This window comes from Flavobacterium sp. (genome assembly GCF_044361015.1).
Classification (GTDB): domain Bacteria; phylum Bacteroidota; class Bacteroidia; order Flavobacteriales; family Flavobacteriaceae; genus Flavobacterium.
In genome coordinates this window covers 1-13,426 of the sequence record NZ_JBIKJL010000056.1, presented here as the reverse complement: position 1 = coordinate 13,426, position 13,426 = coordinate 1, and the positions used below count along the sequence as shown (strand labels likewise).

Genomic DNA, 13,426 nt, shown 5'->3' with positions numbered 1-13,426 from the left:
AAAATAACCGGAGATCAATTGATTATTTTAAATGGTGAAGTTCAATCATTTACAGAAATTTGTGGAGCTTGTGAACGAATTAAAAACACACCAATACCTTACTCCTACAGTGCTTTTATAAAAAAATTCATTTTTTTCTATATAATGACTTTGCCTTTTGGTTACGTTTTTAGCTTGGGCTATTATGCTATACCAGTTGTAATTTTTATTTTTTATGTTTTAGCCAGTCTAGAATTAATTGCCGAAGAAATTGAAGATCCGTTTGGTATGGATGCAAATGATTTACCTATTGAAAAAATCACTGCAAATATTAAAAAACACATCGAAGAGATACTTTAGAGTAGCTATTTATCAATGCATTCTGCTTGTTAACCATAAATATCCTTTTTAAACGATTTAATTTTTATAGAGAGTACTTAAAGTTTAGTTTAGCCTCATTAAATAGAATTTACCCGATTTTATTTGAAATAAATCCCAAGTCTAACTAAACAACTTAACCAAATGAAAAAAATTACGGTTGTAATTTTAGCTACATTTTTAGGAATAAATTGCAGCAAAGACGATTCTACTTCAAAAGAAGATTACACCACTTTTGGAAAAAATTCTACTCAAAGTTCGTTTATAGAAAAGCGGAATGATATGATGTTTTAGTAAATCAAGCTACAAAAGTTATAGGTGAATTACAAATTTATGATGATGATAATTTTTTGTATTTTAGTTGCAAATCTATTTCTAGTTATAAAATTACTGAAATTGGACTTTATGTTGGCAATTTCGAAACTCTTCCGGTTATTCAATCAAAACCAATAAAATCTGATTTTAATTATTTTGAGGAAATACAATGTTACTAAATCCATTCTCATCAACATAAATAGCTAACGTAGTACCTTCAATTGTAATTGATTCTATATTAATCTCTGAATGCAAAATTGCCCAGGGTAATATTTTTGCATAAATCATTTCAGATTTTAAAAGCGTCTTTTTATGTTGATTCCAAAGACTGTCTTTTACTTCAATATCTTTTATTTTTAAAGTCAAATTTGGAAAACCTTTAAAAAATAAGATATCTAAATCCCCTATTTTTATATCGGCTTTAAAATTTTCATAAGCTACTTTATTTATGTCCTGAAGAATTTCTTCATGATGGCTTGAAACGTAAATACCAAGCGATATTTATTAAAGCAATTTTTACAAATAAAATACTTAAAATTTTGAGTTTATTTTAACTACTTTATGCTTTAGCATCTCTCTTAACATAGTTCTAATTTTAAAATTAATATAGTATAAAAAAAGCAGGTGTAAATACTTAATAAAGTTATTAAATTAAAATCACTTTTTAATTGCTAAAATCTGATTATTTTTGATACGCTTCTTAAGACAATTATTATCTTTGCAGACTCATAAATCCAACCAAAATGCGTATCTCATACAATTGGCTCAAACAATTTATTAAATTAGATTCCTCGTCCGAAGAAACAGCTGCTTTGCTCACCGATTTAGGTTTAGAAGTTGAAGTGGTTGAAAAATACCAATCCATAAAAGGTGGTTTAGAAGGAATCGTGGTTGGCGAAATAAAAACATGCATTCAGCATCCTGATGCTGACCGTTTAAAAATAACGACTGTAGATTTAGGAGATGGTAATCCAATTCAGATTGTATGCGGAGCCTCAAACGTTGCGGTTGGTCAAAAAGTGCCCGTTGCCAGCATTGGAACCAATTTATTTGACAAAGATGGAAATGAATTTCAAATTAAAAAAGGTAAAATTCGAGGCCAAGAAAGTCACGGAATGATTTGTGCCGAAGATGAATTAGGTTTAGGTGAAAATCACGACGGAATTATGATTTTAGATGATTCGTTGCAAGCTGGAACGCTATTTTCCAAAGTAATGAACATTGAAAGTGATGAAGTTTTTGAAATCGGATTAACGCCTAACCGTGCTGACGCAATGTCCCACTGGGGTATTGCCCGAGATTTACGTGCCGGTTTAGTTCAGAAAAATGTGCATCCTGAGTTAATTACGCCTTCAGTTACCAGTTTTCGTGTAGATAAAAGAACATTTAAAATTGATGTAGAGGTAAAAGATATCAAATTAGCTCCACGTTATTGCGGCGTTACGATTTCCGGAATCACGGTGAAACCGTCGCCGGATTGGTTGCAAAATCGTTTAAAGGCCATTGGTTTAACTCCAAAAAACAATATTGTGGATGCTACAAATTACGTATTGCACGAATTAGGACAACCACTACATGCATTTGATGCCAATAAAATTAACGGAAAAATTATCGTTAAAACGATTGAAAGTGGAACAAAATTCAAAACGTTAGATGATGTTGAACGGATTTTACATGAAGAAGATTTGATGATTTGCGACGAAAAGGGACCACTTTGTATTGCCGGTGTTTTTGGTGGGAAAAATTCAGGCGTCACTGAAAATACATCCAATATATTTTTAGAAAGTGCCTATTTTAATCCGGTTTCAATCCGTAAAACGGCAAAAAGACATAGTTTAAGCACTGATGCTTCGTTTCGATTTGAACGTGGAATTGACCCAACCATTACCGAATATGCATTAAAAAGAGCGGCCATTTTAATTAAAGAAATTGCCGGTGGTGAAATCACCTCAGACATCGTCGATATTTATCAAAAGAAAATTGAAGATTTCACTGTTTTATTGAACTTTAATAAGGTAAACAAAATTATTGGCCAAGAAATTCCTAAAGAAACCATTAAGAAGATTTTGGTTTCACTTGATATCAAAGTAAACAGTGTTTCCGATGCAGGTTTAGGCTTAATTATCCCAGCCTATCGTGTGGATGTTCAAAGAGAAATTGATGTGATTGAAGAAATTTTAAGGGTTTATGGTTATAATAACATTGAATTCACAAAAAAACTAAATGCTACGGTTTCCAATTCCAGTAGAACGGAAGATTATAAAGTGCAGAATATCATTGCAAACCAGTTGAATTCATTAGGTTTTTATGAAATGATGGCGAATTCCTTGACCACTCCGGATTATGTAAAACTCTCTGATGATTTGAAAGAAGAATTTAATGTGATGATGCTGAATCCGTTGAGCAATGATTTATCGGCGATGCGTCAATCACTTTTATTTTCAGGTTTAGAAGCTGTTTCGTATAATATTAATCGCAGAAATGCTGATTTAAAATTATTTGAATTTGGTAAAAGTTACCACAAAATGCCATCCGGATATGATGAAAATAAGCATTTAACCCTTTTTGTTTCCGGTAATCGTCAAAATGAAATGTGGACAAATTCGCAAAAACCGAGTGACTTCTTTTTGTTTAAAGGTTATGTTGAAACCATTTTTTCTCGTCTTTCACTTCAAAAAACCAAAACACTTCCTGCTGTTTCAGATGTTTTTGGAGAAGGAATTGCATTTGCGATTGGAAATGATGTATTAGTAGAAATGGGAACTATCAAAAAATCAATCCTAAAGCATTTCGATATTAAACAAACTGTTTATTATGCCGATTTCAATTGGAATTTAATTTTAAAACTTATTTCTAATAAAATTAAATTTCAAGATATTCCAAAATATCCTGAAGTTCGAAGAGATTTGTCATTATTACTTGATCGAAATGTTACGTTTGATTCTTTATATGCTGTTGCAAGTCAAACCGAAAAATCTCTATTAAAGGAAATCAGTTTGTTTGATGTATACGAAGGAAAAAATTTACCGGAAGGAAAAAAATCATATGCTTTGAGTTTTCATATTCAAGATACTACAAAAACCTTGACAGATGATCAAATTGATAAAATTATGAATAAACTCAAGCTAAATTTCGAAAAGTTAGGTGCCGTTTTAAGATAATTCTTTACTATAAATCAGAAAATCCAAGTAATAACTTGTTTTTTTCAAATTAGTTTGCATAACAAAAAAAAGTCCCCTCGTGAAAACGAGAGGACTTTTAAATTTATAAAAAATTGAGAATTATTTTTTCTCTCCTTTTTCCATTTTAGCTTTAAGGTCTGCCAAAATTTGGTTGTTTTCACCAAGTGTTTGAGCAGGAGCGTTTGTGTTATTATTATTATTTGCAGCAACTATTTCAGTAGCAGCTTTCACATTTTTCTCCTCTTCTTCTTTGAAAATAGCCGTGTGCGAAGCAACAACTCTTTTGAATTCTTTGTTGAACTCAATTACTTTGAAGTCAGCAACATCACCTTTTTTCAATTTTTTACCATCTTCTTTTTCTAAATGACGAGTAGGTACAAAAGCGACTACATCATCACCGAAATCAACTGTTGCACCTTTGTCAACAATCTCAGCGATAGTACCGTTGTGAACAGTTCCTACAGCATAAGCATCTTCATGTTTATCCCAAGGATTAGCTGTAGTTTGTTTATGACCTAACGATAATTTACGTCCGTCAACATCCAATTCTAAGACAACAACATCTAACGTTTCACCTACATTCACGAATTCAGATGGATGTTTAATTTTCTTAGTCCAAGATAAATCAGAGATATAAATTAAACCATCGATACCTTCTTCTAATTCTACGAAAATACCAAAGTTTGTAAAGTTTCTAACTATACCTTTATGTTTAGAACCAACTGGATATTTAGAAGTTATATCAGTCCAAGGATCTTGCGTCATTTGTTTGATACCTAAAGACATTTTTCTTTCGTCTCTGTCTAAAGTCAATACAACTGCTTCTACCTCATCACCAATTTTCATGAAATCCTGAGCCGAACGTAAATGCGTTGACCATGACATTTCAGAAACGTGTATTAAACCTTCAACACCTTCAGCAACTTCAATGAAAGCACCGTAATCAGCGATAACTACTACTTTACCTTTCACTTTGTCACCCACTTTCAAGTCTGCTTTCAAGGCATCCCACGGGTGAGCGTTTAATTGTTTTAAACCTAATTGAATTCTTGTTTTCTCATCATCAAAATCAAGAATTACTACGTTTAATTTTTGATCTAATTCAAGCACTTCACTTGGGTGATTAATTCTTGACCAAGATAAGTCAGTAATGTGGATTAATCCATCAACACCACCTAAGTCAATAAACACACCATAAGAAGTAATGTTTTTAACAACACCTTCTAATACTTGTCCTTTTTCTAATTGACCAATGATTTCTTTTTTCTGAACTTCGATATCAGCTTCTATAAGAGCTTTGTGAGAAACTACCACGTTTTTAAATTCGTGATTAATTTTTACCACTTTAAACTCCATCATTTTGTTAACATATTGATCGTAGTCACGGATTGGTTTCACATCAATTTGAGAACCAGGTAAGAATGCTTCAATTCCGAAAACATCTACAATCATACCACCTTTAGTTCTACATTTTACGAAACCGTTCACGATTTCGCCAGTTTCATTAGCAGAGATAACTCTATCCCATGCTTTGATTGTTCTGGCTTTTCTGTGAGATAAAACCAATTGACCGGTTTTGTCTTCACGAACGTCGATTAAAACTTCTACTTTGTCACCCACTTTTAAACCTGGGTTGTAACGGAATTCATTTAAAGAAATAACTCCTTCTGATTTAGCGTTGATGTCAACGATAGCATCACGATCAGTAACACGAACCACTGTTCCCATTACTACTTCGTCACTGTCAGTTGAAATGAAGGTTTTAGCAACCAACTCTTCAAATTCTCTTAGGTTTTTTTCATCTACTGCATCAATTCCTTCTTGGAAGTTATACCAGTTAAAGTTTGCTAAAAACACTTCTTGTTCTTTTAAAATTTCAGACATGCTGATTAAAAATTTGTATTCTGAGTTCTCTTGAGTTTCTTGATGCGATAGAAAACAGCAGAAGTTGTTTACATAAATAGTTTATACCCAATGGAAACTCTTCTTCGCCAAAAGGTGTGCAAAAGTACGAAGCATTTTTGTAATTACAAAACTATTTTTCAAGCAATTATACCAATAAAAAAAGATTTTCGTTTGTGAATTAACGTCCTTTAAAATGTTCCATAGTATTATAGACTCCCATTACCTTACCTACAAACCATTCAAAAAACCATATAGGCAATAAACCCCGGAAAAACCGAACAAAATTAACATTCCACGGCATGATGACAAAAATGCTGTTTTTTTCAATTCCTTTAATTATTTTGTTAGCCACTTTTTCAGTTTTTAACAACGGAATAACAGAACGGACCCCATCAAACATTCCGGTACTTATATAACAAGGCTTTACAGTTGTGACTCCAATATTTTTTTTCAAGTGTTTCATTTCTAGACGCAAACTATCAGACCAACCTATTACTGACCATTTACTGACTGCATAAACTGCCATTTTAGGATTTGAGATTAAACTCGCAGAGGAAGTAATATTACAAATGTGTCCTGAATTTTGATCCATCATATCAGAAAGAAATGCTAAAGCAATGTGCATGGGAGCATTCGCATTGATATTTATTGTTTAAGTAATATCATCAAGAGAATGTTCATGAAAATATTTTCCAACGATTATTCAGGCATTGTTAATCAGGACATCTACTGCTCCATAATCTTCCTTAACAATTTTAGCAGTTATTTTTGACTTGCTGTATATCAGCAACATCTACATTTTAGCCAACCACTTTTCCAAACTTTGAAAATTGTGACCGTGTTTCATCAATATTCTTTTGATTAATGTCCCATATTATAAGTTTTGCCCCTTTTTGCAAAACAAGTTCTCCCATTAATTTACCTATTCCGGAAGCTCAACCGGTAATCAGAATATTTTTATTTGAAAAATAAAACATGAAAAGTTTTTTAAATTAAGTTTCAAATTTAAAGATTGTTATTCTAATAAATAGTTTAAAAAAACTCTTTTATTCTCTAGGATTATTATTCTTTACAAGTTGACTTTCTTTAAATGTACATCGATAAAAATTATTACTTTTGAAAACATTCAATCCTGTTTTTAAAATTTATGAAAACAAAATTCTTGGTTATACTATTGTTTTTTTATTTGTTTGGATTTTGTTCATGCACAAACTATTCAAAATAGTCATTACAGCACAACTGCTTTCATCAAAAATGATGAAACTATTCAGAATAAACACTATGCTACAATTGGGTACATCAAAAATGATGGGACAATTGAGAATAACCACTATTCAACTGTTGGCTAATTGGGTATGCAAAAGGAGTAGTAAAAGAATGGGCTGCCCTGGTGTTTTTCTTTTTTGATTTTGAATAATTCAAGCGGTGTTATAATTGCTTTAATTTAGTTTTCAGAAACAAATTTACTTCATTATTGATTTGAGAATTATTCCATTGACTTTGCTCAATTAATCGGTCTGTAAATATAATCCGTTTAAGTGGTCCATTTCATGTTGGAAAATTACAGCTGTAAAACCTTCAATTACCTCTTCTTTCTTTTTTTCCTTTTCTGTCGAAATATTGTATGATTGCGATATACATCACCAAGTTCATTTGGAATGGAAAGACATCCCTCCATCCCTTTTTGCATAAAGGTAGAACGCCAAAAAATTTTTTAATTTATATAAAATTCAAATGGTACATTTGGTTTATCAAAACATTGTACCCAAATTAAATTTTTGCTTATTCCTATTTGAGGTGCGGCAATTCCAACCCCCTAGTTAGCAGGTTTTTGCATGGCTAAATACATTCTCTTGGCATAATTGGAATATATTTATTTTTGGTTTAATATTTTCAGAAATTGCTTTTAAAATTTTGAATTCAGAAGAATCTGTTACTTGTATTATTTTAAACATAACAAAGCCGTAATGAGTTTACGTTCTTCTTTTGAAAACTTTTGAGCAAAAGTTAAGGTTGAAAAGCACAAGAAAATAAGTAACCAACCGATTCTTTTCATCATATTTTTAATTCACCACCTCTTTGATTTCGTCAATAATTCGCAAAGCTAATTTGTCGGCTTCCTCTTGCGTTGGTGCTTCAGTATAAATACGAATTATCGGTTCAGTATTCGATTTGCGTAAGTGAACCCATTCTGTCGCAAAATCAATTTTAACTCCATCAATGGTGGAAATATTTTCATTTTTATATTTATCCGTCATAGCAACTAAAATAGCATCAACATCTATTTCAGGTGTCAATTCAATTTTATTTTTACTCATATAATATTGTGGATAGGAAGCTCTCAATTCCGCTACTGTTACATCTAAATTTGCTAAATGGGTTAAGAACAAAGCAACTCCAACTAAACTATCACGACCATAATGCAATTCCGGATAAATAATTCCCCCGTTTCCTTCACCTCCGATAATGGCCTGTGTAGATTTCATTAATTCAACAACATTCACTTCGCCAACAGCACTGGCTAGGTAACTACCTTTGTGTTTTTCTGTAATGTCTCGTAATGCTCTGGAGGATGACATATTTGAAACTGTATTCCCGGGAGTTTTACTCAAGACATAATCGGCTACTGCCACTAATGTATATTCTTCACCAAACATTTCTCCGTCATTAGAAATAAATGCTAATCGGTCTACATCTGGATCTACTACAATTCCGAAATCGGCTTTTTCTTTTAAAACCAAAGTACAGATATCCCCTAAATGCTCCTTTAATGGTTCTGGATTATGTGGGAAATGACCATTTGGATCACAATATAATTTGACTACCTCCACTCCCATTTGCTCCAATAAATTTGGGATAACGATTCCTCCGGAAGAATTAACACCGTCCACTACCACTTTAAATTTTCTTTTTGCAACAGCATCTGCATCGACTAATGGCAACTTCAACACCTCATCAATGTGAATATCCATGTAAGCATCATTGATAGTGATTTCTCCTAAACTATCTACATCAGAAAAATTAAAAGCTTCAGAGTCCGCAATTTCTAATATTTTTGCTCCTTCTGCCCCATTTAGAAATTCTCCTTTTTCGTTTAATAATTTTAAAGCATTCCACTGCTTTGGATTGTGTGAAGCCGTTAATATGATTCCACCATCAGCTATTTCTAGGGAAACAGCAACTTCAACAGTTGGCGTAGTAGAAAGTCCTAAATCAATGACATCAATACCTAAACCAATCAATGTATTAACTACTAAATTATGAATCATTGGTCCAGAAATTCGGGCATCACGGCCAACTACTACTTTTAATTTTTCTTTAGTATTGACATTTTTCAACCATGTTCCATAGGCTGACGCAAATTTAACTGCATCGACAGGCGTTAAATTATCACCAACTTTCCCACCAATGGTACCACGAATTCCCGAAATTGATTTTATAAGTGTCATTAATTTTTGTTTTAAATTGAAGTACAAAGATAAAAAGGAACTCCCTTTTTTGCTTTCCCTTTTATCGAGTTTTTTAACATTTAATAGAGTGTAAAAAGTAGTTTATTTTTCAATACGGATAAAGTTTCCTATTTTTACTGATACCAAATTATAAAGAAACATGAATTTTCTGGCTCATATTTATCTTTCCGGTGATGATGACCTCGTCAAAATTGGGAATTTTATGGCGGATAGTATTCGTGGGCAAAGTTATAATGATTATTTACCTGATATTAAAAAAGGCATTTTACTGCATCGTGCAATTGATACTTTTACAGATGCACACCCCATCTTCAGAAAAAGTAAACACCGATTACATGAAAAATACGGACATTACTCGGGTGTAATAATAGATATTTTTTATGACCATTTTTTAGCAAAAAATTGGAAAAACTATTCTGCTATATCTTTAGAAGAAACTTCTTCAGCATTTTACGAAAATTTACAAATCAATTATGATTTACTCACAGAACCAATAAAAAAAATGATGCCCTTTATGATTGCCCAAAATTGGCTAGTTAGTTATGCAACAATTGAAGGTTTGACTATGATTTTATTTCAAATGGATCATAGAACCAAAAACAGGGTTGTAATGCATGAATCTATCTTAGAATTAAAAGAATTTTATTTCGATTTTGAAAATGAATTTACTCAGTTCTTTGAAGAAATTCGACTACATTGCAAAGAAAAAATTACCGCTTTATGAAAAAACACTTACTGCTTTTACTAATCCTTTTTTTAAGTTGTAAAACAGAAAAAAATATAGTTCAACCAACTGGCTTGGTCACTTCAAAAGCAATGGTAGTTTCAGCTCGGGAGGAAGCTTCACAAATTGGAGCACAAATCATGCAAGTAGGTGGCAATGCCTTTGATGCAATGATTGCAATAGAGTTATCTTTAGCAGTTTCCTACCCTTATGCCGGAAATATTGGCGGTGGCGGATTTATGGTTTATCGAAAATACAATGGTGAAACCGGAAGTTTGGATTATCGCGAAAAAGCTCCTTTGGCAGCAACTAAAGATATGTATTTAGATGAAAATGGAGATGTAATTAAAGGTTTAAGTACCGAAACAGAATTAGCAATAGGCGTTCCCGGAACAATTGCCGGAGTTTTTGAAGTTCATAAAAAATATGGGACATTACCAATGGAAACCATCCTAAAACCGGTCATAGATTTAGCTAGAAAAGGTGTTGTAGTTACCAAAAAACAAGAAGAACGTTTAAACAAATACCGAAAAGCGATAGTTAAAGCAAATGGTTCCGAAACTTTATTTTCTTATCCTTTTCAAACAAAAGACACGATTAAATATAAAGCTTTAGCCAATACGTTGGAACGCATCGCTAAAAATGGTCGGGATGAATTTTATAAAGGTGAAACGGCACAAAAGTTAGTTAACTTTTTACAAGCTAAAGGCAGTATTATCTCCTTGGAAGATTTAGCATCCTATGAAGTAAAATGGCGTGAGCCGATTGTTAATTCTTATCGAGATTATAAAATCATTTCAATGGCACCACCAAGTAGCGGCGGAATAACTTTAGGACAAATTTTAAAAATGATTGAACCGTTTGATTTAGCTAAAATGGGACATAACTCTGAACAATACATTCAAGTAATTGTAGAAGCGGAACGAAGAGCTTATGCCGATAGAAACTATTTTCTAGGTGATCCTGATTTTATAAAAATTCCGACAAAAGAACTTTTAGATGAAACGTATTTAAAGGAACGAATGGCTGCTTTCTCCTTTGAAAAAGCTACAAAATCGGAAGAAGTTTCACACGGAGCAATTGTCTTTTCAGAAAGTACCGAAACCACTCACTATTCTATTATTGACCCCTATGGAAATGCTGTATCGGCTACAACAACTATTAATGATGCTTACGGTTCCAAATTATATTGTGACGAATTAGGTTTTTTTCTCAATAATGAAATGGATGATTTTTCAGCTAAACAAGGAGTTCCTAACATGTTTGGATTGGTAGGTTCTGATGCCAATAGTATCGCACCTCAAAAACGTATGTTAAGTTCGATGACACCAACCATTGTAGAAAAAAACGGAGAACTTTTCATGGTCGTGGGAACTCCTGGGGGATCTATGATTATCACTTCGGTTTTACAAACTATTTTAAATGTCACTGAATTCAATATGAGTATGCAGGAAGCTGTTGACGCTCCACGTTTTCATCATCAATGGTTACCGGATGAAGTTATTTTTGAACCAAATTGTTTTTCAGCAGAAATACTTCAAATCCTTAAGGCAAAAGGATACCTAATAAATGAAAAACAAACTCCTGTATTGGGAAAAGTTGATGCTATTTTAGTTTTACCTAATACTAAATTAGAAGGTGGTGCGGACAAAAGAGGTGATGATAGAGCTATTGGTTTTTAAATAAGTTTTATCTTAGCGGTTCAAAAAAATCACATGCCCACTCAAAATAAATCAGTTCTAAAAACATTCTTCCGAAAAAACTTCAGAAGATTGGAGGGATTTATTTTATATTTAAAATCGTATCTTTCTCCCAGGCAATTTATTTATTTATCCTGTTTTTTAGTAGGTATTTCAGCATCTTTAGCTGTTATTGTTTTAAAAACTTTTGCCCATTGGGTTTACATTTTTGCTCAATATATTGATAGCATTTTTCATTTACCTTACAGTAATAGTACACTTCCTATTATTGGAATAGTATTAACTGCATGGGTTATAAAAAAGGTTTTGGATGGTTCATTAGAAAAAGGAACATCTCAAATAATGTATGCCGTTTCAAAAAAATCCGGAATTATTCCTAAAAAGCAAATGTATGCTCAAATAATCACTAGTGGTTTAACTGTCGGAATGGGTGGCTCTGCCGGATTAGAATCTCCTATAACAATTACAGGTGCTGCCTTTGGTAGCAACTTTGCACAAAATTATCGTTTAAGTTACAAAGACAGAACTTTACTCTTAGCTTGTGGCGTTGCTGCCGGAATTGCAGCAGCATTTAATGCTCCTATTGCAGGAGTACTTTTTGCCATTGAAGTCGTTTTAGTTGATGTGAGCATTACGGCCTTTATTCCTATTATGATTTCAGCAGCAACCGGTGCGTTGGTTTCAACTATTCTTTTGAATGAAGATATCTTATTGTCATTTAACAAACAAATGGATTTCGATTATCATAATCTTCCTTATTACATAGTTTTAGGGGTAGCTTCCGGTTTTGTTTCCATTAATTATGCTAGAACTTTTCGTAAAATAGAACATTTTTTTAGCCGAATAAAATTTGGCCCCATGAGAAAAGCTCTTTTTGGAGCTTGTATTTTAGCTATTTTAATTTTCTTTTTTCCAACCTTATTTGGAGAAGGATATAACAGCATAAAAATACTTTCAACTAATAATCCGGAACAAATTTTAGACAATACTGTTTTAAAAGGTTTTAAAGACAATGCCTGGATGTTATTGCTTTTTGTTGGTGCCACAATGCTCATTAAAGTTTATGCTACTAGTATTACCATTGGTAGCGGAGGAAATGGAGGAAATTTTGCCCCTTCCCTTTTTGTAGGTTCATATTTAGGTTTTTTTGTAGCATCATTTTTTAATCTACTCGGATTTGTAAAACTTCCTGTTAGTAATTTTACCATGGTAGGAATGGCCGGAATTTTAAGTGGCTTATTTCATGCTCCCTTAACTGCCCTATTTTTGATAGCTGAAATTACCAGCGGCTATAGTTTAATGATTCCGTTGATGCTTGTTTCATCCATTAGCTTTGCAATTTCAAAAAGATATGAACCTTATTCCTTTGATATAAAAAACTTAGCGGATAAAGGTGATGTGTTTACCGATGACAGAGACCGGAATATTTTATCCGGAATTGTAATTTCGCGATTAATTCAAAGCCCGATTCAAACATTAAAACTTGCTCCATCCTTAGAAGTATTAGTTGAAAAAATTTCCAGTTACAACCAAATGATTTTTCCGATAGTCAATGATAAAAATGAATTACTAGGGATAATTGATTTTGAAGAAGTTAAATCACATTTATTTAATCCTTATAAAATAAAATATACAGCTGTAAAAGATATCATGCATGCTCCCAAAGAAATAATAAACTATGATGAAACCGCAGAAACCATCGTGGAAAAATTTGAACGTGCTCAAACAGATTATTTACTTGTTCTAAAAAACAAAGAAGTAATTGGTATTATT

Annotated in this window: 12 protein-coding genes; 7 read left to right on the top strand and 5 right to left on the bottom strand. The window is 32.5% G+C overall.

Going from position 1 to position 13,426, the window contains the following annotated elements:
• Together ACIQ2Z_RS11125 and ACIQ2Z_RS11120 are read left to right on the top strand one after the other, a co-directional pair.
• Nucleotides 1-339: bestrophin family ion channel (locus ACIQ2Z_RS11125; protein WP_396184216.1), on the top strand; the 339-nt coding region annotated here is incomplete at its 5' end.
• Nucleotides 340-501: 162 nt separating this feature from the next.
• A complete protein-coding gene (locus ACIQ2Z_RS11120; protein ID WP_396184215.1) occupies nt 502-651 on the top strand; it encodes a hypothetical protein in 150 nt (49 codons plus the stop codon).
• A 168-nt stretch (nt 652-819) separates the two neighbouring features.
• Here ACIQ2Z_RS11120 and ACIQ2Z_RS11115 read toward each other — a convergent pair whose 3' ends face one another.
• Nucleotides 820-1,038, bottom strand: coding sequence for a hypothetical protein (locus tag ACIQ2Z_RS11115; RefSeq protein WP_396184214.1), 219 nt, complete (start codon nt 1,036-1,038; stop codon nt 820-822).
• A gap of 377 nt (nt 1,039-1,415) precedes the next feature.
• Here ACIQ2Z_RS11115 and pheT point away from each other — a divergent pair, with 377 nt between their 5' ends.
• Complete coding sequence (pheT, locus tag ACIQ2Z_RS11110) at nt 1,416-3,833, top strand: phenylalanine--tRNA ligase subunit beta (protein WP_396184213.1); 2,418 nt, start codon at nt 1,416-1,418, stop codon at nt 3,831-3,833.
• Between the two features lie 120 nt (nt 3,834-3,953).
• Here pheT and rpsA read toward each other — a convergent pair whose 3' ends face one another.
• Nucleotides 3,954-5,738 (bottom strand): 30S ribosomal protein S1, encoded by a 1,785-nt coding sequence (rpsA, locus tag ACIQ2Z_RS11105; RefSeq protein ID WP_396184212.1) that lies wholly within the window; start codon nt 5,736-5,738, stop codon nt 3,954-3,956.
• Nucleotides 5,739-5,937: 199 nt separating this feature from the next.
• Nucleotides 5,938-6,384, bottom strand: a complete 447-nt coding sequence (locus tag ACIQ2Z_RS11100) for an SDR family NAD(P)-dependent oxidoreductase (protein WP_396184211.1) — start codon at nt 6,382-6,384, stop codon at nt 5,938-5,940.
• A gap of 565 nt (nt 6,385-6,949) precedes the next feature.
• Between ACIQ2Z_RS11100 and ACIQ2Z_RS11095 the strand changes: the two genes are divergently transcribed.
• Complete coding sequence (locus ACIQ2Z_RS11095; RefSeq protein WP_396184210.1) at nt 6,950-7,108, top strand: 5-fold beta-flower protein; 159 nt, start codon at nt 6,950-6,952, stop codon at nt 7,106-7,108.
• 159 nt (nt 7,109-7,267) lie between these two features.
• Here the strand turns inward: ACIQ2Z_RS11095 and ACIQ2Z_RS11090 are convergent, their stop codons facing one another.
• Both ACIQ2Z_RS11090 and glmM read right to left on the bottom strand, forming a co-directional pair.
• Entirely contained in the window at nt 7,268-7,378 is a 111-nt protein-coding gene (locus ACIQ2Z_RS11090) for a peptide deformylase (RefSeq protein ID WP_396184217.1), read from the bottom strand.
• A 444-nt stretch (nt 7,379-7,822) separates the two neighbouring features.
• Nucleotides 7,823-9,208: a phosphoglucosamine mutase gene (gene glmM, locus ACIQ2Z_RS11085; protein WP_396184209.1), complete on the bottom strand. Its 1,386-nt coding sequence runs from the start codon at nt 9,206-9,208 to the stop codon at nt 7,823-7,825.
• A 160-nt stretch (nt 9,209-9,368) separates the two neighbouring features.
• Between glmM and ACIQ2Z_RS11080 the strand changes: the two genes are divergently transcribed.
• The 3 genes from ACIQ2Z_RS11080 to ACIQ2Z_RS11070 form a co-directional block, all read left to right on the top strand.
• Nucleotides 9,369-9,953 carry an ACP phosphodiesterase gene (locus ACIQ2Z_RS11080; protein ID WP_396184208.1) on the top strand — a complete coding sequence of 195 codons (585 nt, stop codon included), beginning with the start codon at nt 9,369-9,371 and terminating at the stop codon, nt 9,951-9,953.
• Nucleotides 9,950-11,635, top strand: coding sequence for a gamma-glutamyltransferase (ggt, locus tag ACIQ2Z_RS11075; protein WP_396184207.1), 1,686 nt, complete (start codon nt 9,950-9,952; stop codon nt 11,633-11,635). Before ACIQ2Z_RS11080 ends, ggt begins: the two co-directional genes overlap by 4 nt.
• Before the next feature lie 33 nt (nt 11,636-11,668).
• Nucleotides 11,669-13,426, top strand: a 1,758-nt coding sequence (locus ACIQ2Z_RS11070; RefSeq protein ID WP_396184206.1) for a chloride channel protein, incomplete at its 3' end; no start/stop codon positions are given.